The 22,521-nt window shown below is 67.5% G+C and carries 23 protein-coding genes and 5 tRNA genes; 19 read left to right on the top strand and 9 right to left on the bottom strand.

Going from position 1 to position 22,521, the window contains the following annotated elements:
- Positions 1 to 20 precede the first annotated feature (20 nt).
- A complete protein-coding gene (gene ilvD / locus IM689_RS09990; RefSeq protein ID WP_129662804.1) occupies positions 21 to 1,859 on the top strand; it encodes a dihydroxy-acid dehydratase in 1,839 nt (612 codons plus the stop codon).
- Between the two features lie 84 nt (positions 1,860 to 1,943).
- Here ilvD and IM689_RS09985 read toward each other — a convergent pair whose 3' ends face one another.
- Both IM689_RS09985 and IM689_RS09980 read right to left on the bottom strand, forming a co-directional pair.
- The gene (locus IM689_RS09985; protein ID WP_193643851.1) at positions 1,944 to 2,666 is read right to left on the bottom strand and encodes a DUF459 domain-containing protein; all 723 of its coding nucleotides are present in this window, start codon (positions 2,664 to 2,666) and stop codon (positions 1,944 to 1,946) included.
- The gene (locus IM689_RS09980) at positions 2,590 to 2,826 is read right to left on the bottom strand and encodes a hypothetical protein (protein ID WP_193643850.1); all 237 of its coding nucleotides are present in this window, start codon (positions 2,824 to 2,826) and stop codon (positions 2,590 to 2,592) included. Before IM689_RS09980 ends, IM689_RS09985 begins: the two co-directional genes overlap by 77 nt.
- A 158-nt stretch (positions 2,827 to 2,984) precedes the next feature.
- Between IM689_RS09980 and IM689_RS09975 the strand changes: the two genes are divergently transcribed.
- The 3 genes from IM689_RS09975 to IM689_RS09965 all read left to right on the top strand — a co-directional run bounded on the left by IM689_RS09975 (position 2,985) and on the right by IM689_RS09965 (position 6,113).
- Positions 2,985 to 4,019, top strand: coding sequence for a 3-isopropylmalate dehydrogenase (locus IM689_RS09975; protein ID WP_193643849.1), 1,035 nt, complete (start codon positions 2,985 to 2,987; stop codon positions 4,017 to 4,019).
- A 148-nt stretch (positions 4,020 to 4,167) separates the two neighbouring features.
- Entirely contained in the window at positions 4,168 to 5,262 is a 1,095-nt protein-coding gene (locus IM689_RS09970; RefSeq protein WP_193643848.1) for a branched-chain amino acid aminotransferase, read from the top strand.
- A gap of 5 nt (positions 5,263 to 5,267) precedes the next feature.
- Positions 5,268 to 6,113, top strand: coding sequence for an HAD family hydrolase (locus IM689_RS09965; RefSeq protein ID WP_193643847.1), 846 nt, complete (start codon positions 5,268 to 5,270; stop codon positions 6,111 to 6,113).
- 11 nt (positions 6,114 to 6,124) lie between these two features.
- Here IM689_RS09965 and IM689_RS09960 read toward each other — a convergent pair whose 3' ends face one another.
- Entirely contained in the window at positions 6,125 to 7,015 is an 891-nt protein-coding gene (locus IM689_RS09960) for a 3-methyladenine DNA glycosylase (RefSeq protein ID WP_193643846.1), read from the bottom strand.
- 126 nt (positions 7,016 to 7,141) lie between these two features.
- Between IM689_RS09960 and IM689_RS09955 the strand changes: the two genes are divergently transcribed.
- The 7 genes from IM689_RS09955 (at position 7,142) to rdgB (ending at position 12,494) form a co-directional block, all read left to right on the top strand.
- Complete coding sequence (locus tag IM689_RS09955; protein ID WP_193643845.1) at positions 7,142 to 7,930, top strand: fumarylacetoacetate hydrolase family protein; 789 nt, start codon at positions 7,142 to 7,144, stop codon at positions 7,928 to 7,930.
- A gap of 127 nt (positions 7,931 to 8,057) precedes the next feature.
- A complete protein-coding gene (gene murI, locus IM689_RS09950) occupies positions 8,058 to 8,855 on the top strand; it encodes a glutamate racemase (protein ID WP_193643844.1) in 798 nt (265 codons plus the stop codon).
- Positions 8,852 to 9,625: an MBL fold metallo-hydrolase gene (locus IM689_RS09945; protein ID WP_193643843.1), complete on the top strand. Its 774-nt coding sequence runs from the start codon at positions 8,852 to 8,854 to the stop codon at positions 9,623 to 9,625. The genes murI and IM689_RS09945 overlap by 4 nt, the downstream gene beginning before the upstream one ends.
- Positions 9,622 to 9,984, top strand: coding sequence for a gamma-glutamylcyclotransferase family protein (locus IM689_RS09940; RefSeq protein WP_193643842.1), 363 nt, complete (start codon positions 9,622 to 9,624; stop codon positions 9,982 to 9,984). Before IM689_RS09945 ends, IM689_RS09940 begins: the two co-directional genes overlap by 4 nt.
- 53 nt (positions 9,985 to 10,037) lie before the next feature.
- Positions 10,038 to 11,069, top strand: coding sequence for a S66 family peptidase (locus tag IM689_RS09935; protein ID WP_193643841.1), 1,032 nt, complete (start codon positions 10,038 to 10,040; stop codon positions 11,067 to 11,069).
- A 58-nt stretch (positions 11,070 to 11,127) separates the two neighbouring features.
- Positions 11,128 to 11,889 (top strand): ribonuclease PH, encoded by a 762-nt coding sequence (gene rph / locus IM689_RS09930; RefSeq protein ID WP_193643840.1) that lies wholly within the window; start codon positions 11,128 to 11,130, stop codon positions 11,887 to 11,889.
- Positions 11,886 to 12,494, top strand: coding sequence for an RdgB/HAM1 family non-canonical purine NTP pyrophosphatase (gene rdgB, locus IM689_RS09925; RefSeq protein ID WP_193643839.1), 609 nt, complete (start codon positions 11,886 to 11,888; stop codon positions 12,492 to 12,494). The genes rph and rdgB overlap by 4 nt, the downstream gene beginning before the upstream one ends.
- A 6-nt stretch (positions 12,495 to 12,500) precedes the next feature.
- On the opposite strand, the gene IM689_RS09920 is transcribed toward rdgB, so the two are convergent.
- The 4 genes from IM689_RS09920 to bcp all read right to left on the bottom strand — a co-directional run bounded on the left by IM689_RS09920 (position 12,501) and on the right by bcp (position 15,276).
- Positions 12,501 to 13,016 (bottom strand): hypothetical protein, encoded by a 516-nt coding sequence (locus IM689_RS09920; protein ID WP_193643838.1) that lies wholly within the window; start codon positions 13,014 to 13,016, stop codon positions 12,501 to 12,503.
- A 524-nt stretch (positions 13,017 to 13,540) separates the two neighbouring features.
- Entirely contained in the window at positions 13,541 to 14,482 is a 942-nt protein-coding gene (locus tag IM689_RS09915; protein ID WP_193643837.1) for a hypothetical protein, read from the bottom strand.
- 176 nt (positions 14,483 to 14,658) lie between these two features.
- A tRNA-Leu gene (locus IM689_RS09910) sits at positions 14,659 to 14,740 on the bottom strand.
- A gap of 65 nt (positions 14,741 to 14,805) precedes the next feature.
- Positions 14,806 to 15,276 (bottom strand): thioredoxin-dependent thiol peroxidase, encoded by a 471-nt coding sequence (gene bcp / locus IM689_RS09905; protein ID WP_129662835.1) that lies wholly within the window; start codon positions 15,274 to 15,276, stop codon positions 14,806 to 14,808.
- Positions 15,277 to 15,363: 87 nt separating this feature from the next.
- Here bcp and IM689_RS09900 point away from each other — a divergent pair, with 87 nt between their 5' ends.
- On the top strand, positions 15,364 to 15,624 hold the full coding sequence (locus tag IM689_RS09900) for a DUF3618 domain-containing protein (protein WP_193643836.1): 261 nt from the start codon (positions 15,364 to 15,366) through the stop codon (positions 15,622 to 15,624).
- Positions 15,625 to 15,746: 122 nt separating this feature from the next.
- Here the strand turns inward: IM689_RS09900 and IM689_RS09895 are convergent.
- Positions 15,747 to 15,819 (bottom strand) — tRNA-Lys (locus IM689_RS09895).
- Between the two features lie 180 nt (positions 15,820 to 15,999).
- Positions 16,000 to 16,072: transfer RNA gene (locus IM689_RS09890), tRNA-Lys, on the bottom strand.
- Between the two features lie 211 nt (positions 16,073 to 16,283).
- Between IM689_RS09890 and IM689_RS09885 the strand changes: the two genes are divergently transcribed.
- The 7 genes from IM689_RS09885 (at position 16,284) to efeB (ending at position 22,488) form a co-directional block, all read left to right on the top strand.
- Positions 16,284 to 17,879 carry a YihY/virulence factor BrkB family protein gene (locus IM689_RS09885; protein ID WP_193643835.1) on the top strand — a complete coding sequence of 532 codons (1,596 nt, stop codon included), beginning with the start codon at positions 16,284 to 16,286 and terminating at the stop codon, positions 17,877 to 17,879.
- 81 nt (positions 17,880 to 17,960) lie between these two features.
- Positions 17,961 to 18,611 carry an oligoribonuclease gene (gene orn, locus IM689_RS09880; protein ID WP_193643834.1) on the top strand — a complete coding sequence of 217 codons (651 nt, stop codon included), beginning with the start codon at positions 17,961 to 17,963 and terminating at the stop codon, positions 18,609 to 18,611.
- Positions 18,612 to 18,680: 69 nt separating this feature from the next.
- Positions 18,681 to 18,756, top strand: a tRNA-His gene (locus IM689_RS09875).
- Between the two features lie 79 nt (positions 18,757 to 18,835).
- Positions 18,836 to 18,909 (top strand) — tRNA-Arg (locus IM689_RS09870).
- Between the two features lie 183 nt (positions 18,910 to 19,092).
- Positions 19,093 to 19,962 (top strand): iron uptake transporter permease EfeU, encoded by an 870-nt coding sequence (efeU, locus tag IM689_RS09865; RefSeq protein WP_193643833.1) that lies wholly within the window; start codon positions 19,093 to 19,095, stop codon positions 19,960 to 19,962.
- Positions 19,959 to 21,146: an iron uptake system protein EfeO gene (gene efeO / locus IM689_RS09860; RefSeq protein ID WP_047311347.1), complete on the top strand. Its 1,188-nt coding sequence runs from the start codon at positions 19,959 to 19,961 to the stop codon at positions 21,144 to 21,146. Before efeU ends, efeO begins: the two co-directional genes overlap by 4 nt.
- Before the next feature lie 79 nt (positions 21,147 to 21,225).
- Positions 21,226 to 22,488 (top strand): iron uptake transporter deferrochelatase/peroxidase subunit, encoded by a 1,263-nt coding sequence (efeB, locus tag IM689_RS09855; protein ID WP_193643832.1) that lies wholly within the window; start codon positions 21,226 to 21,228, stop codon positions 22,486 to 22,488.
- The last annotated feature ends 33 nt before the right edge of the window (positions 22,489 to 22,521 follow it).

Raw genomic sequence — 22,521 nt, 5'->3', positions numbered from 1 at the left:
AAGACTGGGAGAATAGGGACATGCCCGAACTTCGCTCACGCACAACAACCCACGGACGCAACATGGCCGGCGCTCGCGCGCTCTGGCGCGCCACCGGAATGGGGGAGGGCGACTTCGGTAAGCCGATCGTCGCCATCGCGAACAGCTTCACCCAGTTCGTGCCCGGCCACGTCCACCTCAAGGACATGGGTCAGCTCGTCGCCGGCGCGATCGCCGAGGCCGGCGGTGTCGGCCGCGAGTTCAACACGATTGCGGTTGACGACGGCATCGCCATGGGTCACCACGGAATGCTCTACTCGCTGCCGAGCCGCGAGATCATCGCCGACTCGGTCGAGTACATGGTCAACGCCCATCAGGCCGACGCGCTCGTGTGCATCAGCAACTGCGACAAGATCACGCCCGGCATGCTGCTGGCCGCGTTGCGCCTCAACATCCCGACGGTGTTCGTCTCTGGTGGGCCGATGGAGGCCGGCAAGGCCGTCATCAAGGACGGCGAGGCCGAGTCACGCCTCGACCTCATCGACGCCATGATCAAGTCGGTCGACGACAACGTCTCCGACGAGGAGATCACCAAGATCGAGCAGAGCGCGTGCCCCACGTGTGGTTCGTGCTCGGGCATGTTCACGGCCAACTCGATGAACTGCCTCACGGAGGCGCTCGGCCTTTCGCTGCCCGGCAACGGTTCGACGCTTGCGACGGCGTCGGCTCGCCGCGACCTGTTCCTCAACGCGGGCAAGCTCGTCGTCGAGCTGTGCAAGACGTACTACGAGGGCGACGACGACTCGGTGTTGCCGCGCGCCATCGCCGGCAAGCCGGCCTTCGAGAACGCGATGCGCCTCGACATCGCGATGGGTGGTTCGACGAACACGATCCTGCACCTGCTCGCCGCGGCCCACGAGGCCGGGGTCGACTTCGATCAGCACGACATCGACGCCCTGTCGCGGGAGACGCCGTGCCTCGTCAAGGTGGCGCCGAACAGTGCGCAGTTCTACATGGAGGACGTGCACCGGGCCGGCGGTATCGCTGCCATCCTCGGTGAGCTCGACCGCGGTGGCATGCTCAACCGTGACGTGCGCGCGGTGCACAGCCCGTCGCTCGAGCAGTGGCTCGCCGACTGGGACATCCGCGGTGGCAAGGCCACCGAGGTGGCACGTGAGCTCTTCCTCGCGGCGCCCGGTGGCGTGCGCACCACGGAGGCGTTCAGCTCGACGAACCGGTGGAAGTCGCTCGACGAGGACAGCGAGAACGGCTGCATCCACTCCGTCGAGCACGCGTACACGAGCGAGGGCGGCCTCGCGGTGCTCACCGGCAACCTCGCGCCCGACGGTTGCATCGTCAAGACCGCGGGCGTGCCCGAGCACCAGTGGAACTTCTCCGGCCCGGCCAAGGTGGCCGAGAGTCAGGAGGAGGCCGTCGAGATGATCCTCAAGGGCGAGATCGACGCCGGTGACGTCGTCGTCGTCCGCTACGAGGGCCCCAAGGGCGGCCCGGGCATGCAGGAAATGCTGTACCCGACGAGCTACCTCAAGGGCGTCGGCCTCGGCCCGAAGTGTGCGCTCATCACCGACGGTCGCTTCTCCGGCGGTTCGTCGGGCCTTTCCGTGGGCCACGTGTCGCCCGAGGCGGCCGCGGGCGGCGCGATCGGTCTCGTGCGTACGGGTGACGTCATCGAGTTCGACATCCCGAACCGCCGCGTCAACCTGCTCGTCGACGACGAGGAACTCGTGCGCCGTCGGGCAGAGCAGGACGAAAAGGGCTGGGAGCCGGTGAGCCGTCACCGCCCCGTCTCGGCTGCGCTCAAGATCTTCGCGCGCTTCGCGCAGAGCGCTGACAAGGGCGCCGCACGAGTCGTCGACTGACACCCCGGAGCGCCCTCCGTAAGCTGCTGCCCGCCTCAACCTTTGATCGGTCGGGGCGGGCAGCGGCGTGTGTGGGCGTCAGCGTCACAGATGGCTCTTGAGCTGCGGCATGAGCCACGCCCAGAACGTCTTCGCGCCGTCCGAGGTGTAGTGGACGCCGTCCTCGCGCATGACCTTGCCGTCGATCTTCTCGATCGGCTTGCCGTCCTTGCACAGCCACGACGACGGGTCGACGGCGTGGACGCGATCGGAGTGCGCCTTCGCGAAGTCGTCGATGATGGCGTTGAGGGCCTTGGCGCGCGCCGGGTCGTTGCGGTCGAGGGCCAGGTCCTGGCCTTCGACCTCGAACTTCGGCTGGTCGTAGCAGGCGACCTTCGGGATGAAGACCTGCGTCTTCGGGCCGAACGCCGCGAGGCCCTTCTCGAGGCGCGAACGGTAGTAGCGCGCGTACTCGGGCGACTGCTCCTTGAGCACCTTGCCGTCGACGTAGTGGTCGTAGACGTCCCAGCCGCCCATCGACCAGACGACGACCTTCGCGTTCGAACTCTTCACGGCGTTCTCCCACCCGGAGAACACGTCGCGGCACTCGGGGTTGTCCTGCGATTGACGCACGCCGTTGACGACGAGCCACTGCTCGGCGGTACCGCAGCCGATCTTCGCGCTACCCGTGACGGAGACACCCGGGTAGGAACCGGCGGGGAACTGGAAGGCGAGGCCGTAGCCGACCGAGTCACCGACGACCGCGATCTTCTTGTCGCCCGAACCCGTCGTCGTGTCGAGCGGCGAACCCGACGTGGCGTCGGTCACCGGCTTGATAGCCGCCCGGAATCCACTCCGGGTTGGCGTGGTAGATCTTCACGGCCACAACGGACAGCACGCGGATACCGTCCAGCGCGGGACGTCGCTTGCTGCGCGCCAGAGCGGGCACCTCGTGGTGCTGTTGCCCGGTGGTGGTCGGCTGGGTCACGCGGTTACCTCGAAGTAAGGGGAAGAGCTACGTCAGCATAGGTGCGCAGGCGGGCTCGGCGGGGCCGTTCGTCGTTTCGCGAGGCGCCACTCCCGCCTTGTCTGCTCATATTGCGAGATTTGCGTTTCACACTGCAAGACGTTCGCTACTCTGCTCGTATGAGCGCGATCGATCTGGCAGTCATTGCAGGTGACGGAATCGGCCCCGAGGTGGTGGCCGAAGGGCTGAAGGTGCTCGACGCCATGACGAACGGTGACGTCGAGCGAACCGAGTACGACCTCGGAGCCCGTCGGTGGAACGCCACCGGTGAAACGCTCCCGGATTCCGTCCTCGAGGAGCTGCGCGGCCACGACGTCATCCTCCTCGGCGCCATCGGCGACCCGAGCGCCCCCAGCGGCCTGCTCGAGCGCGAGCTGTTGCTGCGCATCCGCTTCGAACTGGACCACTACATCAACCTGCGTCCGTCCAAGTTGCTGCCAGGCGTGACGACGCCGCTCGCCGAGAGCGTCACAGCCAAGGGAATCGACTTCGTCGTCGTGCGCGAAGGCACCGAGGGTCCGTACACCGGCAACGGCGGCGCCCTGCGTGTGGGTACCCCGCACGAGATGGCGACGGAGGTGAGCGTCAACAGCCGATTCGGCATCGAGCGCACGGTTCGTGACGCGTTCGAGCGCGCGAACAAGCGTGAGCGCAAGAAGGTCACGCTCCTGCACAAGCACAACGTGCTCTCGTACGCGGGCCACCTGTGGCGCCGTACGGTCGAGGAGGTCGGGCGCGAGTACCCCGACGTCACGCACGACTACGCGCACATCGACGCGGCGATGATCTACATGGTCACCGACCCGTCGCGCTTCGACGTCATCGTCACGGACAACCTGTTCGGCGACATCGTCACGGACCTGGCGGCCGCGGTCACCGGCGGCATCGGCCTTGCGGCCTCGGGAAACATCAACCCCGAGGGCGCGGCGCCGAGCATGTTCGAGCCCGTGCACGGCTCGGCACCCGACATCGCGGGTCAGGGCAAGGCCGACCCGACGGCCACCATCCTGTCGACGTCGCTGCTCTTGGCTCACCTCGGCCGCGAGGACGAGGCCCGACGCATCGAGGAGGCCGTCGTCGCCGACCTGGCAGCCCGCGGCTCGCAGCCGCGCTCGACCACCGAAGTCGGCGACGCGATCGCCGGGCGGCTCTGAGCGACATCACCATCCGCGGACGGCGGCGGCGGGGTACCTCGGACGAGGCGCCCCGCCCGCCGTTTCACGCGTTGCCCGTTGTCCGCGCACCTCCCTTGCGGCGATATCCTGATCCGCAGTGACCCGGACCACTTTCTCTGGAGGAACCATGGCCCTGACCTTTTCGATGACGCCCAACCCGAGCCCGCGCGCTGACGCGGAGCGGGCCGAGATCCTGGGCAACCCGGGTTTCGGGCAGTCCTTCACCGACCACATGGTCGTCGCGACGTGGCGTGAGGAGTCGGGCTGGGGGGATGGCAAGGTCAAGGAGTACGGCCCCTTCCAGATCGACCCGGCCGCGGCCGTTCTGCACTACGCGCAGGAGATCTTCGAGGGTATGAAGGCCTATCGCCACGAGGACGGTTCGGTCTGGACCTTCCGCCCCGAGAAGAACGCTCAGCGTTTCAACCGCAGCGCCGACCGTCTCGCGCTGCCGAAGATCGACGAGGCCGACTTCGTCGAGTCGCTCAAGGCCATCGTCGCGGCTGACGAGTCGTGGGTGCCCGCGTTCGAGGACGGCGAAGCGAGCCTCTACCTGCGTCCGTTCATGTTCGCGTCCGAGGCCTTCCTCGGGGTTCGTCCGAGCAAGGAGGTGACCTACTCGGTCATCGCTTCGCCGGCCGGTGCGTACTTCAAGGGCGGCGTGAAGCCCGTGTCGCTGTGGCTCTCGCGTGACTACGCGCGCGCCGGCGTCGGCGGCACCGGTGCTGCCAAGTGCGGTGGCAACTACGCCAGCTCCCTCGCGGCGCAGATCGAGGCGAACGAGCGCGGCTGCGACCAGAGCGTCTTCCTCGACTCGGTCGAGGGCACCTACATCGAAGAGCTCGGCGGCATGAACCTCTTCCTCGTGACGAAGGACGGCGAACTCATCACGCCGGCGCTCACGGGCACCATCCTCGAGGGCGTCACGCGTGACTCCATCCTCGAACTCGCCACCGACCTCGGCCTCAAGCCGGTCGAGCGTCGCATCCAGATCGACGAGTGGATCGACGGCTGCAACGACGGCACGATCACCGAGATCTTCGCCTGCGGCACCGCGGCCGTCGTCACGCCGGTCGGTCGCCTCGTGTGGGCCGACGGTGAGGTGACGTCCGGCCCCGAGGGCGAAGCCGGCCCGATGGCCACGAAGATCCGTGAGGCGTTGCTCGCCATCCAGAAGGGCAAGGTCGAGGACAAGCGCGGCTGGATGACGCGCCTGGCCTGATCGGCATGGCACGTTCACACGACGACGAGCGACCGCGTCTCGTCGCGAGCGATCTCGACGGAACGTTGCTGCGCAGCGACGGCTCCGTCAGCGCGCGCACCGGCGAGGTGTGGTCGGCGCTCGCGGGTGCGGGCGTGGAGACGGTCGTCGTCACCGCGCGCCCGCCGCGATGGCTCCATCACCTGAGCGACATCGTCGGCGGTACGCGTGACGCGCACAGCGTCGCGATCTGTGGCAACGGCGCCTTCGTCTACGACGTCGCCGATCGCGTCGTGCTCGAGTCGCACGGCTTCGAACCGGGCGTGGCGCGCGGCCTCGTCGGTGATCTGTTGCGGGAGTTCCCGAACGCGGGTGCTGCCGTGGAGACCGACCGGGGCATGTATCGCACGCGCGCCTATCCCGATCAGCACGTCGGTGAGCCCGGCCATGACACAGCCGTTGGTGACGTCACCGACTGCGAGCTCGCGGAACTGCCCGACGACCTCGTCGTCGGCAAGATCCTCATTCGCGACGAGGCTTGGAGCGACGACGTGTTCGTCGCCGACGTCACGCAGTGTCTGGGGGAGCGTGGCGTGCTGGCCTACTCCGGTGCGGGCGGGCTTGCAGAGATCTCGGCGCCCGGGGTGACGAAGGCCGTCCGGTTGGAGGCGTGGTGCCTCGAGCGCGGCATCGGTCGTGAGGCGGTCTGGGCGTTCGGCGACATGCCCAACGACCTACCGATGCTCGACTGGGCGAGCCGCGGCGTGGCCGTGGCCAACGCGCACGAGGACGTGCTCGCGGCCGCCGACGACAGGTGCGCTGCGAACGACGAGGACGGCGTGGCCGAGTACCTCGCCCGCCGCCTTCTCTGAGTGACGCGAGATCAGGCTTGGGCGCGGTCGCTGGGAAGGGCGTCGCGCAAGCGACGACGCAGAGCTTGTGACCTGTCGGCGAACTCCCTCTGGCGACGCACGTATTCGGCTCGACCGCGAGGGGTTTCGATCGGCACAACGCCATAGCCGAGGTCGCGCACGTCGTACGGGCTCGCCTCCATGTCGAGGGCGCGGATCTCCTTGGCCAACTCGAAGGCATCGACGACGAGTTCGCTCGGCACGAGCGGCCACAGCTTGTGTGCCCACTTGTAGACGTCCATGCCGGCGTGCAGACAGGCGGGCTGTTCGAAGTCGACCCGACGTTCGCGGGTGGGGCGCTCGCGGTTGAGGTCCACGGCGTCCGGCGTGAAGAAGCGGTAGGCGTCGAAATGGGTGCAGCGGATGTCGGCGGCGTCGACGACAGCGTCGGTCGCGGCCTGGCTCAGACGCAGGGGGAGCTGTTCGTGACGCTGCTCGCCGGGCTGCAGCTTGTAGACCATCGCCCACTCGTGCATGCCGAAGCAGCCGAGGTGCGCAGGGCGGTCGAGGGTGGCCGTCAACAGTGAGCGGACGAACGCGATGGTGCGGTCGCGCGCCTGCGAGAAAGCACCGACGTCGAGAATCTCGGCGGGGCCGTTCGCCAGGTCGACACGACGTGTGTACTTGACGTCCGCGATCGGGGTGCGTCCTGCGTCGTCGACGAGGAGCGCAACGCCGGCGCCGGGATGCCAGCGGCGCAGCTTGCCTGGGGAGTGCGAGTAGTAGACGAAGAGGAAGTCCTCGACCGGGTGTTTGCGGTTCTCCTTGCGGCGTCCCAGGTGCGGGGCGATGTGCGGTTCGACGCGCGCGACGTGGGCCGCTTCGGAGGCACGCCATTCGTCCGGGGTGAGAACAGCTCTCACGCCCTGGGAGTCCACTTGCGTGGGGCGGGTGGTGGCTGAGTCCTGCACCGGACCATCGTAGGGACGCCGCCGTTGCGCGACTACGGCGGACGTGGGCAACCGGCGCCGCGTCGATAGGATGACTGCATGCGTATCGCGAGGTTCACCACGGGCGACGACCCGATGTTCGGTCTGGTCGACGGGGCTGGCGAGAGGATCGCCGAGATCACCGGAGATCCGCTCTACACGAAGATCGAGCTGACCGGCACGGTGCACCAGGTCGAGGACGTTCGCCTGCTCGCACCGGTCATCCCGCGCAGCAAGATCATCGGCATAGGCCGCAACTACGCCGACCACGCCAAGGAGATGGGCAACGAGGTGCCCGCCGAGCCCCTCATGTTCCTCATCCCGAACACCGCCGTCATCGGCCCGGGTGACCCCGTCGTCATGCCGGCGATCAGCGAGCGCGTCGACTACGAGGGCGAACTCGCCGTCGTCATCGGCCGGATGTGCAAGGACGTCTCGCCCGAGGAGGCGAAGAAGGTCGTCTTCGGCTACACGATCAGCAACGACGTCACCGCGCGCGACCTGCAGAAGAGCGACGGTCAGTGGTCACGGGCCAAGGGCTTCGACACCTTCTGCCCGCTCGGCCCGTGGATCGAGACCGACCTCGACCCGGCCGACAGCCGAGTCACCACCCGCCTCGACGGCGAGGTCGTGCAGGACGGCCCCACCTCCGACATGATCTTCGGCGTCGCCGAACTCATCTCGCACGCGAGCCGCGCGTTCACCCTCCTGCCCGGTGACGTCATCCTCACCGGAACGCCGGAGGGTGTCGGTCCGGTCAAGGCCGGTCAGCGCGTGGAGGTCGAGGTGCCGGAGATCGGTGTTCTGGCCAACACCTACGTCGCGCTCGAGGAGTCGGACGACGCCTGACGAAACCGCTGGCCGGGCGCGAATCCGCATGTGGCAGCGGAAAGTCCGGCGCTATGGCGGCGAACATGAGTGTTGTCACATGCCTGGGTTTTCGCTGGGCGCTCGTTCTGGACTTACGCTGAAAGGCGTGAATGACGCACCGATCGGCATCTTCGACTCCGGCTACGGCGGCCTCACGGTGGCCCGCGCCGTGCTCGACCAGCTGCCGCACGAGAAGATCATCTACCTGGGCGACACCGCCCGGGCGCCCTACGGTCCGCGTCCCATCGCCGAGGTTCGCCAGTACGCGCTCGAGTGCCTCGACTCGCTCGTCGAGCAGGGCGTCAAGGCCCTCGTCATCGCGTGTAACTCGGCGAGTGCTGCCGTCCTTCACGACGCCCGCGAACGCTACGACGTTCCCGTCGTCGAGGTGATCCGCCCCGCCACCCGCCGCGCCGCCGCTGCGACGCGCAACAACCGCGTCGGGGTCATCTCGACGCGGGCCACTCACCAGAGCGCGGCCTACGTCGACAGTTTCGCCGCGGCACCGCAGGTCAACGTTGCCAGCGTTCCCTGCCCGCGCTTCGTCGAGTTCGTCGAGGCCGGCACGACGTCCGGGCCCGAACTCCTCACCGTGGCGCACAAGTACCTCGACGGTCTCGTCGACCAGGGCGTCGACACCCTCATCCTCGGTTGCACCCACTACCCGCTGCTCACCGGTGTCATCAGCTACGTCATGGGCTCGACGGTCACGCTCGTCTCCTCCGCCGAGGAGACGGCGAAGGACGTCTACCGCGTGCTGGCCGACATCGGTCAGTTGCGTGAGGACGACACTCCGCCGCAGCACCAGTGGACGACGACGGGCGATCCGCAGGTCTTCGAAAATCTCGCCCGACGCTTCCTCGGCCCCGAGGTGAGCGCCGTGACGCACGGGGCGGTGCTGTGAAGCTGACCGTCGTCGGCTGCTCGGGATCGTTCCCGGGCCCCGATTCCCCCGCGTCCTGCTACCTCGTCGAGGCCGAGAGCGAGGGCCGTACCTGGTCGGTGTTGCTCGACTTCGGCAACGGTTCGCTCGGCGCCTTGCAGAACTACCGCGAGGTCGATGACATCGACGCCGTCGTCATCTCCCATCTGCACCCCGATCACTGCCTCGATCTGTGTAGTTACTTCGTCGTGCGCAACTACGACCCGCACGGCCGCTTCGACTCGCGTCTGCCCGTGTTCGCACCGCCCGGCGCCGAGGAGCGCATCACGCGCGCCTACATGGTGGACAAGTACGAGGACCTCTCGGGCGCGTACAAGTTCGTCGATCTCGCCGACCGCGCCACGTTCTCGGTCGGACCGCTGAACATCACCCCGTTCCTCGTCAACCACCCCGTCGAGGCCTACGGCCTGCGCGTCGAAGCCGACGGAGCCGTGCTCGCCTACACCGGCGACACCGACGCGTGTGACGCCCTCGTCGACCTCGAGTGCGACGCCGACCTCGTGCTCACGGACTCCGCCTTCGTCGACGGACGCGACGACGACCTCAAGGACGTCCACCTCACCGGGTCACGCGCTGCGAAGGCCGCCCAGGACGCCGGAGCGAAGCGACTCGTGCTCACGCACATTCCGGCCTGGACGCCCGTGGAGGACTGTGTGCGCGACGCCAAGACCGTCTGGGCGGGCGAGGTCGAGGTCGCTCGCGCGGGCCAGCGCTACGAGCTGCGCGCATGACGAGTTCGTCCGCGACGCCAGAGGAACTCGACGTCGAACACCGCCTCGTCGTCTACGGGACGCTCGCGCCCGGCGAGCCGAACGAGCACGTCATGGCGGATATCCCCGGCACATGGACGCCCGCCGTTGTTCGCGGCACGCGCGTCGACTCAGGCCGGGGCGCAGCGTTCGGATACCCGGGGCTGACGCTCGACGACGCCGACGACGTCAACTGTGTCCTGTTCGAGTCGGCCGAGCTGCCGCGCCACTGGCCGCGCCTCGATCACTTCGAGGGGCCGGGGTATCGCCGCGTCGTCGTCGAGGTACGCGCCGAGGAGCGCGTTGTCGAGGCGTACGTTTACGAGTTGTCCGGCCTCTGAGTCGACCGGAAAGTCGGGGTGACCGCGCCCGCCCCCTCTGACAGGGTGAAAGCATGAACGGTTCCCCTTCCGGCATCACCTATCCGCGGCCCCTGCGTCCCGGCGACACGATCGCGGTGACGGCATCGTCCGGGCCCGTGCGCCCCGAACATGAGGGGCGCCTCGACTTCGTCATCGGGTGGCTTCGTGACCGTGGCTACCGTGTCGTCGAAGGGGACTGTCTGCGCGGCGAGGGCGTCGTGAGTGCGTCCGCGCAGGATCGCGCGGACGAGTTCAACGCCTTCGTGCGCGATCCGTCGGTGCGCGCCGTCGTGCCACCGTGGGGTGGGGAGACAGCCATCGACATCGTCGATCTGCTCGACGCCGACGCGCTCGCAGCCGACCCCACCTGGGTGGTCGGGTGGAGCGACATCTCGACGCTTCTCCTGCCGCTGACGCTCCGTTCGGGCGTGGCGACCCTCCACGGCCAGAACCTCATGGACACGCCCTACGACCTGCCGCGCGGAACGGCGCACTGGCTCGATGTCGTCGCACGCGAGCGCGGCGAGGAGTTCGTGCAGCAGGACCCGGGTGTGCGCCGTCGCGGTGGTTGGGACGACTGGTCGAGGCTGCCCGCCGTCACCCGCGTCGATCTGAGCGAACCCGCGAGCTGGCGCTGTGACGGCGGAAGCCTCGACGTCACGGGAAGGCTCATCGGCGGGTGCCTCGACGTCGTGTGTCACCTGGCCGGCTCGCCGTTCGGCGACGTGCCACGGTTCGCCGAGCGGTGCCCGGAAGGCACGATCGTCTACCTCGAGAACTGCGAGGCCCCCGCTCTCGACGCGGCACGCATGCTGCACGGCCTGCGGCTGGCGGGCTGGTTCGACGGCGCTCGTGCCGTGCTGCTCGGCCGAACGGGAGCGAAGACGAGTGGCGACTTCACCCAGGACGACGCCGTGGAGGACGCCCTGGGACAGCTGGACGTTCCCGTCGTGCGTGACGTCGACTTCGGCCACGTGCCGCCCGGGAACGTCCTCGTCAACGGAGCACTCGCCCGCGTGACGATGGACGGCCCGCGTCACGAGATCCGGCAGAGCTTCGTCTGACCCCGTCCGCCCGTCGAGGGCGTCGGCAGCTTCGCGTCCTCTCGATAGGGTGGTGCCCATGACTGACGCCAGCTCACCCCGCCACGACGGACGTACCCCCGACCAGCTGCGCGAGGTGCGCATCACCCGCAACTGGCTCGACCACGCCGAAGGCAGCTGCCTCGTCGAGTTCGGTCGCACGCGCGTGCTGTGCGCCGCCTCGTTCACCGAGGGCGTGCCGCGCTGGCTCAAGGGCCAGGGCACCGGCTGGGTGACGAGTGAGTACGAGATGCTGCCGCGCTCGACGAACACGCGCAGCGACCGTGAGGCCCGCAAGGGCAAGGTCGGCGGGCGCACGCACGAGATCTCGCGCCTCATCGGCAGAAGCCTGCGCGCCGTCATCGACACGAAGGCCCTGGGCGAGAACACCATCGTCATCGACTGCGACGTGCTCCAGGCGGACGGCGGTACCCGTACCGCGTCGATCACGGGTGCTTACGTGGCGCTCGCGGACGCCATTCGGGACGCGCAGGAGCGCGGTCTCATCAAGAGCTCCGCGAAGCCGCTCACCGACTCGGTCGCGGCCATCAGCGTCGGCATCGTCGAAGGGCGCCCCGTCCTCGACCTCGACTACCCAGAGGACTCGACGGCCGAGACGGACATGAACGTCGTCATGACGGGTTCGGGCGGCATCGTCGAGGTGCAGGGAACTGCCGAGGGCGCACCGTTCAGCCGTGACGAGCTGAACGCGCTCCTCGACCTCGCGGCGGGTGGCATCACGACGCTCACACAGAAGCAGAGCGAAGCCCTCAAGGCCGACGCGCGGGAGCGCATCCAGTGACGGGGGAGCGCACGCGCATCGTTCTCGCGACGCGCAACGTCGGCAAGATCGCCGAGTTCCAGCACCTGCTCGACGACGCCCGCCTGGCCATCGACGTCGTCGGCGTGAGTGAGTTTCCGGATCTCGTGGACACCGTGGAGAGCGGCGTCACCTTCGAGGAGAACGCTCGTCTCAAGGCCGACGACGTCAGTCGAGCCACGGGGCTGCCGGCGCTCGCCGATGACTCCGGGCTCTCCGTCGATGTGCTCGGCGGCTCACCCGGGGTGTTCTCGGCGCGCTGGGCCGGACGCCACGGCGACGACGAAGCGAACCTGGAGCTCCTGCTCGCACAGACCGGCGACGTGCCCCTCGAGAGGCTGACCGCGCGCTTCCACTGCGTCGTTGCGCTCGCTGCGCCCGGTCAGGCGACGCAGGTGGCCGACGGCGCCGTCGAGGGACGCCTCACGCGTGATCGTCGCGGTGAGGGCGGTTTCGGGTACGACCCGATCTTCGAATTGCCCAGCGGGCGGACCATGGCCGAGCACAGCCCCGAGGAGAAGGCGGCCATCAGTCACCGCGGCGTGGCGTTCCGTTCCATCCTTCCGGCAGTGGCAGCGCTGGGCTGACGGCCGTCACCGGTTCGGAACGGGCGCGAAGGCGGCGTCGACACGGGGCTCGGCGCCGGGTACGCCGGTGGTCCGTGTGGCCATCACCTGGGCGTTGGCCAGTCCGGTCACCTTCATGCAGTCCATTCGGTACTGCAGGGTGCGGATGTCGGACCCCGGAGCCTTCTGAGCCGGGCCAGAAAGGCGCGTCGTGCAGCGCGTCGCGTAGCTCGAGAGTGTGAGCACCGATCCCTCCGTGGCTCGCACGACAAGTGTGGCGCGGTTGCCTTGGTGCGTGGCCGTGACAACTTCGATCGTCGGGCGGGTGGTCGAATCGGGTCCTGCTGCGGGCGTGGGCTGTCCCTGTGCCTCAGGGCCACCGATTCCGACGACCGCCTGAGTCTGATGCGTGGAGCCTCCACCGCTCCACGTTCCGGTGAGGATGGGCAGGTTCATCGCGCCACCGGCACAGTGCAGGACGTAGAGGGTGTCGGTCGTCGAGGCGGCACCCCGGACAGGAGCCGCGAGAGGACGTTCGCTCATGATCCGGCAGGATGGTCGCCCCGGCGGGTCGAAGGGAGTGGTCGCTGTCGTCGGCCGCCCGTCCGTGAGGGAGAACGATCCGTTCGCAGCGGATGCGACGGTGACCGTGTGGGCACGACCGCGTGACGTGAGGTGCACGCTCCGCACCCACAACTCGGTGCCACGATCGGCGCGAGTCCGCGGTTCGGCGACGGGGCGCTCGAGGAAGCCCTCGTCCAACCGCGGTACCTCGCTCGGGACGACCATGCGAGTGGTGCTGGATGACGAACGGGGGAAGCTCGGTCCAGAGGTGCAGCCCACAAGGGGCAGGAGGCCGACGAGCCCGACAAGTGCGGCGAGGAAGACTCCCGTGCGCGGGAACGTGCGCTTCGTGTGCCCTGACCACGTCATACGCGCCCCGTCTGCCGAAGTGTCACCCGAGGGGCCGACGGTTCGAGCGTGACCGTGGTGCCTCGGTGCGCTCAGCGTAGGCACGTTCGGAAGGTCCTGTCAGGGACGGCGCCCGTCCACCCGCGACGACCGGCCTATCGCGTCGACGCCGTCGAGGAAGCGGTCGACTTCCCTTCCTTGGCGGGTGGCAGCGATACCTGGGCGGCTTCGTAGCTCGGAGGCTCACCGACCTTGGGCCTGGTTCTCATCGCCGTCAGGGTGAGGTCGAGGCGTGTGTACCCGGCGGAGCACTCGATCTCGTAGAGGTTCTCCTGAGCCCCGGCGCGCTTTCGGGAAGGTCCGAGGCGTTTCGACGTGCAGGTTCCCTCCTGAGGCGCGCTCGCCTCGGGCTGCGCCGGGTCGACGCTCAGGGTTGCACCGGCAGGAGCCCAGGCACGAACGACGAGTGCCTTCGCGGTCCGCGAGGTGGAGACGACGGTGGGCGGCATCGTCACGTCGGTGATGGCTTCTGCGGTTTCCGTGGTCGGGGGTCGCCCTTGCGCGGAGGGGCCACCCAGCGTGAACACTGCTTCGCTGCCGCCGCCCGACGTTTCGCTCCGCGTCCACGACCCTGCGAGGGAGGGGGCTCGAAGTGCGGCGCCGGTGTGACAGGTGACGCTGTATCGGGTGTTCACCCCTGCAATTGCACCGGGCACCTTCGCCGAGAGGGGAACTCGACGTTGCACCGCGCACGGATACGTCACCACGGTATTGCCGTCGTCGGACCAGGTGTCGGCGATGGCGAATTCAGTGCCCGGCATCGACAGGGCGGTCAAGGAATACTCCCCTCCGGAGTAGTCGGCCTCGCGCACCCAGATTTCGCCAGGGATGTCGGTCCACTCGATCGAGAGGTCGGTGTCCTCCACACTCGGCTCTTCGCCGGTGGGATCCATGCCGTCGACGGCGACGTCTTCGGTAGCGGTCGGCTTGACCATGCGGCTCGTCGACGAGGCACTGAAAACCTGGGCGTCCGAGCACCCGGTCACGAGGCCCACACAGGCGAACGTGGTGGCGAAGGCGGTGAGCGAACGGCGCACGTCGTCTCCCTCGACTGCGGGTGACGCCCGCGCGTGCCGGACTCGAGCACGGGCCGGTGATTCACCTTAGGGCCGACATCCCGAAGGTTCCATGGATGTTCGGTCTCGGTGCGATCTCGATTGTGCCGAGCCCCGTGTGGGCGCGGCAACGTTGCCCTCGCACGGGCTGGGGAGAGTGCGCCTGGGGAGACTTGAACTCCCACGTCCTAAGACACCAGAACCTAAATCTGGCGCGTCTGCCAATTCCGCCACAGGCGCAGCGCGCACGAGTGTACGCGAGCGGTGGTGACCGTCGCCGGGGCCGCCACCGCTCGTTGGTCATCTCACTCGGAGAGGCCGAGAGCCTTCTTCAACGAGGCGACGTGACCCGTTGCTTTGACGTTGTACCGAGCCACCTCGATGTTGCCCTCCTCGTCGACGACGAACGTCGAGCGGATGACGCCGACGACGGTCTTGCCGTACAGCTTCTTCTCGCCGTAGGCGCCGTACGCCTCGAGTGTCTCCTTCGACTCGTCGGAGAGCAGCGGGTACGTGAGCGATTCCTTCGTCACGAACTGGGCCAGCTTGGCGGGGGAGTCGGGGCTGATCCCGACGATGTCGTAGCCAGCAGCGCGCAGCGGCTCGAGAGAGTCACGGAAGTCGCAGGCTTCCTTCGTGCACCCCGGCGTCATGGCGGCCGGGTAGAAGAAGATGATGAGCTTGCGACCGGAGAAGTCGCCGAGGCTGACGGTTGCACCCTTGTCACTCGTGAGCGTGAACGACGGTGCAGGGGTGCCGGTCTCGAGGCGGGTCATGGGAAGTCCTTCCGGTGAAGATGCCGCGGTGCGTTAACCTGTGGGTCAAGAGCCTAGTTTTCCGCACGTGGCAAGGAGATCCACACCATGGCACCCAAGACCGCCAAGCAGATCGAGGCCGAGCTGGCCGCGTCGCGTTCGCGTCTCGCCGGCACGATCGACGAGCTGGCCTTCCGCGCCCAGCCCAAGGAGATCGCGAAGCGTCAGTCGGAGAGCGCTCGTCTCGCTCTGACGGACGCTACGCGCACCGCCGACGGCGACCTGCGTCAGGACCGCGTCGCGATGGGTCTCGGTGGCGTCGGCGCGTTCATGCTTCTCGTCGGCCTCGCGAAGCGTCTGCGTTCCTGATTCGTATCGCATGACGAAGGCCCGGTCTTCCCACGTGGGAAGACCGGGCCTTCGTCATGCGCGCTCAGGGGCCGCCTGAGGGCAAGCAAAAGGCCCACCGTTGCCGGTGGGCCTTTCTTCGGTGCGCCAACAGGGACTCGAACCCCGAACCCGCTGATTAAGAGTCAGCTGCTCTGCCAATTGAGCTATTGGCGCGCAACGAGGTGAAACATTACCTGAACGCACGATGAAACGTGAAATCCCCGCAATGGCGGCGATCCACGGCGTGCTGACGCCGGGTCTCGACGCACGCCGTGCCCTCCCGGCGGGCGATTCGACGTGGAGGTTCGCCGGGCAAAGCGAAAGGCCCACCGTCGCCGGTGGGCCTTCCTTCGGTGCGCCAACAGGGACTCGAACCCCGAACCCGCTGATTAAGAGTCAGCTGCTCTGCCAATTGAGCTATTGGCGCGCAACGAGGAGAAACCTTACCTCAGGGCCGTCTGGTGGCCAAATCGGTTGTCGCAGAGGGGGCGTGGGCCGGTTCGACCCCACCTCCCGAGGGGTGGGCGCCGCGGGTCATCGTGGGTCTTCACCTCTACGGGCGCACTGCACAGGTGGCGTCGGGACGATAGATTCTGGCGAGAACCTTTTCGATCATCGAGATCTCGGAGACGAACGACATGACCGACCTACCTGACACCGGGGTTGAGCGTCCGTACGGCGAACCGCCCGTGCTCGACGCCAAGCCCGACTACAAGGTGGCCTTCAAGCGCACCCTGGCGAAGTTCTCGCAGGATCAGTGCACCGACCTCGCCGCCGCGCTCACCTACTACTCCATCCAGGCCATGGTGCCCGCGATGATCGCCGGCGTCTCGCTGCTCGGGCTGTTCGGCGACGGCAAGGAGACGACGAACAGCGTCGTCACGTCGATTGCCGCCATCGCCGGCATGGACGAGAGCGAACTCGGCGGCATCCGCAACTTCATCGACGGCCTGCAGACGAGTGGTGGCGCCGGCTTCGCGTTCTTCTTCGGCATCCTGCTCTCGCTCTGGTCGGCCTCCGGATACGTAGGGGCCTTCGCCCGCATGCAGAACCGCATCTACGACGTCGCGGAAGGTCGTCCCGTCTTCAAGCTGCGCCCGTGGCTGTACCTCGTGACGATCATCCAGGTCATCCTGCTCGTCATCGCCGCGATGGCGCTCGTCATGACCGGCCCGGTGGCGAAGGAAGTGGGGTCGCTGATCGGACTCGGCGACACCGCCGTCATGGTCTGGGACATCGCGAAGTGGCCCTTCGTCGTCCTCATCGTCATGTTCATCATCGGCCTCATGTTCTGGGCCACGCCGAACGTGCGACGCCCCTTCAAGCAGGGCATCTTCAACCCTGGCGCCGTGCTGGCGTTCTTCGTGTGGGTCATCGGCTCCGCGGCGTTCGCCTGGTACGTGTCCAACATGGGCAACTACGGCAAGTACGGCCAGCTCGCCACGGCGATCATGGTGCTGCTGTGGCTGTGGATCACGAACCTCGCGATGCTGTTCGGCGCCGAGTTCGACGCCGAGACGTTGCGTACCCGTCAGCTCAAGACGGGCTACCCGGCCGAGGAACTCGTCCTTCTGCCCGTGCGCGACGAGAGTGGCATCGACAAGAAGGCCCAGAAGTACGACGACCTCGTGGAGGCGGCGCACCAACTGCGCGTCGACTCGGGCGTCCCGGATGAAGCGGTCGAGAACATGATGCCGGTCGTGCCGGCAGAGCGTTCGAACGAGCGCACCACCGCTGCGCAGAGCAGCTCCCCGGAGAAGCAGCCGGTCACGCCGTCGACCCGCACGCTCGAGGGTGCGCCCAAGATCGCTGCCGCGACGAAGGACGAGGCGCCGGACCTCAGCGACGACGCCACCGTCACCAAGGCTCAGCGGCGAGCCGACGCCAAGCCGAGCCGCGACGCCGCGGCGCAGGCCGAGCGCGAACGTGCCGAGGTGGCCGCCGACCGTGAGCAGCGCCGTCGCCGTGCGCTCGCCGAGGGCCAGCACAAGCGCGCCGTGCGGGAGCGTCTCGCCGCGCAGGAGGCGAAGGTCAAGGCCGAGCAGAAGAAGGTCGAGGCCGAGCGCCTCAAGGAGGCCAAGAAGGCGGAGGCGGAGCGTCCGCTGGAGGAGAAGTGGGCTGAGGTCGAGAGCAACCGTGCTCGCTACGACCACTCGAACACGCGTGAGTTCCGTGCCGTGAGCGCCGAGCGTGAAGACCGCCGTCGTCGGTGGTTCGAGGGCAAGCGGGGCTGATCTCCCGACTCGAAACGCGTGCACCCCACCCCGCCACGGGGTGGGGTGCACGCATTTGGCCATTCTGAAGGCTCGCTTAGGATGTGGGGCGTGACTGACTCCGACCGCGCCCACACCGACCGCATCGTCTGGATCGACTGCGAGATGACGGGCCTCGACCTCGAGAACGACGCCCTCATCGAGGTCGCCGCGCTCGTCACCGACTTCGAACTCAACCAACTCGGTGACGGCGTCGACGTCGTCATTCGCCCCGAGCCGGAGGCTCTGGAGCAGATGGGCGACTTCGTGCGGAAGATGCACACCAAGTCCGGTCTGCTCGAGGAACTCGAGCACGGGATGAGCATGGAGGAAGCCCAAGCCCTCGTCCTGGAGTACGTCATGACTCACGCTCCGGACGCTGGAAAGGCGCCGCTCGGCGGCAACACGGTGAGCACCGACCGTGGCTTCCTGGAGCGCGACATGCCCCAGCTGGCCGGCCACCTGCACTACCGCACGATCGATGTCTCCTCCATCAAGGAGCTCTCGCGCCGCTGGTACCCGCGGGCGTACTTCAACGCCCCCGCCAAGAACGGCGGTCACCGCGCTCTCGCCGACATCCGTGAGTCGATCGCGGAGTTGCGCTACTACCGTGAAGCGGTCTTCGTCGAGCAGCCCGGGCCGTCGTCCAACGAGGCCCAGGTCATCGCGAAGAAGTACCAGGTCGAGGGCCGACCTTCGGCCGCGCGCGATTAGGGGTTCGGCGGCACCGTCGGGTATATTCGTCCGCGCTGCCTGACCCGGGGTTCCCCGGTCGCGCACATGGTGGGTATAGCTCAGCAGGTAGAGCACCTGGTTGTGGTCCAGGATGTCGCGGGTTCAAGTCCCGTTACTCACCCCAGACGCGAAACCCCCTGAAATTTCAGGGGGTTTTGTGTTTTCGCAGGGCCTTCGCCTCGTGAGGCGCGGGTACTGCGTGAGCCCCCGTAGCTCAGTTGGATAGAGCAAGAGCCTTCTAATCTCTAGGTCGCAGGTTCGAATCCTGTCGGGGGTACTCGTTGGTGCGGCGTGGGCCCGAGCGAAGCGAGCGGTCCGCGCCGCACCAACAGATGGCTGGCCAGGAGCCGTCGCGCGAACGTGACTTTGGTCCTGAACTGAGGGGCTGGCGGCGGAAAATTCACGGGGATAGGTTAGGTTTACCTCGCTCAGGTATACCTAACCCGCTCTGGGGGTGCTCGTGTTCGGCAACTATCTCGTCGGTCTTCGCGAAGGCCTGGAGGCGTCGCTCGTCGTCGTCATCCTCGTCGCGTATCTCGTGAAGTCGGATCGACGACACCTCCTGCCGAGGATCTGGCTCGGCGTTGCCGCGGCTGTGGGCGTTTCCCTCGCCTTCGGCGCACTCCTCACGTACGGCCCCAACGGCCTGACGTTCGAGGCGCAGGAGGCCATCGGTGGTGGCCTGTCGATCGTCGCCGTCGGCTTCGTCACCTGGATGATCTTCTGGATGGCGCGTTCGGCGCGCACCCTCTCCGGTGACCTCAAGAGCCACGTCGATCGAGCAGCCGAAGCGTCGCGTGCCTCCCTCGTCGTCGTCGCGATGCTCGCCGTCGGCCGCGAAGGGCTCGAGACCGCGCTCTTCCTCTGGGCCGCGACGCAGGCGGCCAGCTCCGGCTCGTCGTCGTCCACCGCGCCGCTCGTGGGTGCCGCGCTCGGTATCGCGACGGCCGTCGTCCTCGCGTTCGCGTTCTACAAGGGCGCGCTCAAGCTCAACCTGTCGAAGTTCTTCACGTGGACGGGTGGCTTCCTCATCCTCGTCGCCGCGGGTGTTCTCGCCTACGGCGTCCACGACCTGCAGGAAGCGCGCATCCTGCCCGGTCTGCACAACCTCGCCTTCGACGTGAGCGACACCATCGAGCCCACCTCGTGGCTCGGCACGCTCCTCAAGGGCACCCTCAACTTCTCGCCGGCCACGACGTGGCTGGAGCTCATCGTGTGGGTCAGTTACGTCGCCGTCGTCATGACGATCTTCGTCAAGCGCGTGCGTGCCTCCCACAACCCCAAGGCCGCGAGGCCGGCTTCGACTACTCCCCAGAAAGTGACGGCATGACCACCCGACCCACCCTCGCTCGCAGCGGCGCCCTGCTCGCCGTCGCCGGCCTCGCACTCGCAGGCTGCACGAGCAACTCGTCCTCGTCCGACTCGAAGTCCGGCGACGGCAAGCTGACCGTCTCCTCGACCGCCTCCGAGTGCAAGGTCTCCAAGTCCGAGGCGCCGTCGGGCAACGTCGTCTTCAGCGTGAAGAACGAGGGCGACAAGGTCACCGAGTTCTACCTCCTCGGTGAGGACAAGCTACGCATCGTCGGCGAGGTCGAGAACATCGCTCCGGGTCTCACGCGTGAACTCGTCGTCAAGGCGGCGCCGGGCGACTACTACACGGCGTGCAAGCCGGGCATGGTCGGCAAGGGCATCGCCGCCAAGTTCAAGGTCACCGACTCCGGCAAGGACCTCGCGCCCAGCGGAGCCGACAAGCAGCTCGTCGAGACCGCCGACAAGCAGTACCAGTCGTACGTCAAGGACCAGGCCAGCTCGCTCACGACGCAGACGACGAAGTTCGTCAACCTGTACAAGGCCGGTAAGGACGACGAAGCCCGCGCCCTCTACGCCAAGGCGCGTCTGCACTGGGAACGCATCGAGCCCGTGGCCGAATCCTTCGGCGACCTCGACCCGAAGATGGACCTGCGCGAGGCCGACCTCGAGAAGGGCCAGGAGTGGACCGGCTGGCACCGTATCGAGAAGGACCTGTGGCCGCCGAAGACCGGCTACACGGCCATGTCGAAGGCTGATCGCACGAAGATCGCCGACCAGCTGCTCAAGGACACCAAGACCCTCGAGAAGCGCACGAAGACGACGACGTTCTCCGCCGACAAGATTGGCAACGGCGCGAAGGCGCTCATGGACGAGGTTGCCACCGGCAAGGTCACCGGCGAGGAAGAAGCCTGGTCGCACACCGACCTGTGGGACTTCCAGGGCAACGTCGACGGCGCCCGCATCGCCTGGGAGAACCTGCGTCCGCTGCTCAAGAAGAAGGACGCGTCGCTCGATTCGAGCATCGCGACGAAGTTCGCCGCGCTGCAGAAGCTGCTCGACAAGCACAAGGTCTCGGGCTCGGGTGACGACGTCGTCTTCAAGACGTACGACAAACTGAGTGACGCCGAGGTCAAGGAACTGTCGAATGCAGTCAACGCCCTGAGTGAGCCGCTGTCGAAGCTGACGGCAGCCGTCACGTTGTGAGGTGTGCCTTCGCCCCCGTGCTCGGCGTGGGGGCGAAGGTAACCGCGCGGGAAACCGCACGCGAAGGAGGAGAGTGAGCATGGCGAACGTCTCGCGCCGCGGGATGCTCGGCTTCGCCGGTGGTGGAGCGGCACTCGGTGCTGCCGGTTTCGCGGGGGGGTGGGGTGCCTCTCACGCTGCAGCCGATGAAAAGCCGTCGCCGGGGGAGCGCAGCTACGACTTCTTCGGGGAACACCAAGCGGGCATCGTGACGCCCGCGCAGGACAGGCTCTACTTCGCGACGTTCGACGTCACTGCCACGACGCGCGACGAACTCGAATCGCTGCTTCGGGCGTGGAGCCTCGCCGCCGAGCGGATGATGCGAGGCGAGACGGCCTCCGACGAGGCCACCGCCTACGACGCGCCACCCGCCGACACGGGTGAGGCCGAAGACCTTCCGCCGTCCGGCCTGACGATCACCTTCGGCTTCGGCCCGACGCTGTTCCGCGACGAGAAGGGCAAGGACCGGTTCGGGCTCGCGGACAAGCAGCCCAAGGAACTGCGCGAACTGCCGCACTTCCCGGCCGACAAACTCGACCCGCGCCGCAGTGGCGGCGACATCGCCGTTCAAGCCTGTGCCGACGACCCGCAGGTGGCCGTGCACGCCATCCGCAACCTGTCTCGCATCGCCTTCGGACTGGCCGCCATCCGGTGGGCGCAGCTCGGTTTCGGGCGTACCAGTTCGACGTCGACGAGCCAGGCCACGCCGCGCAACCTCTTCGGCTTCAAGGACGGTACGGCCAACATCAAGGCCGAGAGCCGTGACGTTGTCGACGACCACGTGTGGGTCGGCCGCGGTGACGACCCGAAGGCCGACTGGATGACAGGCGGCTCCTACCTCGTGGCACGTCGCATCACGATGCACCTCGAGACCTGGGACCGATCGAGCCTGCGCGAGCAGGAAGCCATCATCGGGCGTGACCGCCCCGAAGGTGCGCCGCTTTCCGGTGGCAAGGAGTTCGACGAGCCGAAGTTCGATGTGAAGGGACGCGGGGGCGAGCCGCTCATCGCGAAGAACTCGCACGTCTTCCTCGCCCACCCGAAGAACAACGGCGGCGCGCAGATGCTGCGACGCGGTTACAACTTCACCGACGGAAACGATGCCTTGGGACGACTCGACGCGGGGCTCTTCTTCCTCGCCTACGTGCGGCGGCCGTCACGCCAGTACATCCCCATGCAGATGCGGATGTCGCGTGAGGATGCGCTCATGGAGTACCTCAAGCACACAGGTTCCGGCTTGTTCGCCGTGCCGCCGGGAGTGCCCAAGGGTGGCTTCGTGGGTCAGCAACTCTTCACATCCTGACGCGTTCCGAGTTGAGTGCGCGCCAACGGCATA

The organism is Dermacoccus barathri, from assembly GCF_015070805.1.
GTDB lineage: Bacteria > Actinomycetota > Actinomycetes > Actinomycetales > Dermatophilaceae > Dermacoccus > Dermacoccus abyssi.
This window is presented reverse-complemented; position numbering and strand designations above follow the sequence as displayed.

Coding starts and splice junctions, on each gene's coding strand:
- ilvD (WP_129662804.1), top strand. CDS start 21: ATGCCCGAACTTCGCTCACGCACAACAACCCACGGACGCAACATGGCC.
- IM689_RS09975 (WP_193643849.1), top strand. CDS start 2,985: ATGAGCGCGATCGATCTGGCAGTCATTGCAGGTGACGGAATCGGCCCC.
- IM689_RS09970 (WP_193643848.1), top strand. CDS start 4,168: ATGGCCCTGACCTTTTCGATGACGCCCAACCCGAGCCCGCGCGCTGAC.
- IM689_RS09965 (WP_193643847.1), top strand. CDS start 5,268: ATGGCACGTTCACACGACGACGAGCGACCGCGTCTCGTCGCGAGCGAT.
- IM689_RS09955 (WP_193643845.1), top strand. CDS start 7,142: ATGCGTATCGCGAGGTTCACCACGGGCGACGACCCGATGTTCGGTCTG.
- IM689_RS09940 (WP_193643842.1), top strand. CDS start 9,622: ATGACGAGTTCGTCCGCGACGCCAGAGGAACTCGACGTCGAACACCGC.
- IM689_RS09935 (WP_193643841.1), top strand. CDS start 10,038: ATGAACGGTTCCCCTTCCGGCATCACCTATCCGCGGCCCCTGCGTCCC.
- rph (WP_193643840.1), top strand. CDS start 11,128: ATGACTGACGCCAGCTCACCCCGCCACGACGGACGTACCCCCGACCAG.
- IM689_RS09920 (WP_193643838.1), bottom strand. CDS start 13,016: ATGAGCGAACGTCCTCTCGCGGCTCCTGTCCGGGGTGCCGCCTCGACG.
- bcp (WP_129662835.1), bottom strand. CDS start 15,276: ATGACCCGCCTCGAGACCGGCACCCCTGCACCGTCGTTCACGCTCACG.
- IM689_RS09900 (WP_193643836.1), top strand. CDS start 15,364: ATGGCACCCAAGACCGCCAAGCAGATCGAGGCCGAGCTGGCCGCGTCG.
- IM689_RS09885 (WP_193643835.1), top strand. CDS start 16,284: ATGACCGACCTACCTGACACCGGGGTTGAGCGTCCGTACGGCGAACCG.
- orn (WP_193643834.1), top strand. CDS start 17,961: ATGTGGGGCGTGACTGACTCCGACCGCGCCCACACCGACCGCATCGTC.
- efeO (WP_047311347.1), top strand. CDS start 19,959: ATGACCACCCGACCCACCCTCGCTCGCAGCGGCGCCCTGCTCGCCGTC.
- efeB (WP_193643832.1), top strand. CDS start 21,226: ATGGCGAACGTCTCGCGCCGCGGGATGCTCGGCTTCGCCGGTGGTGGA.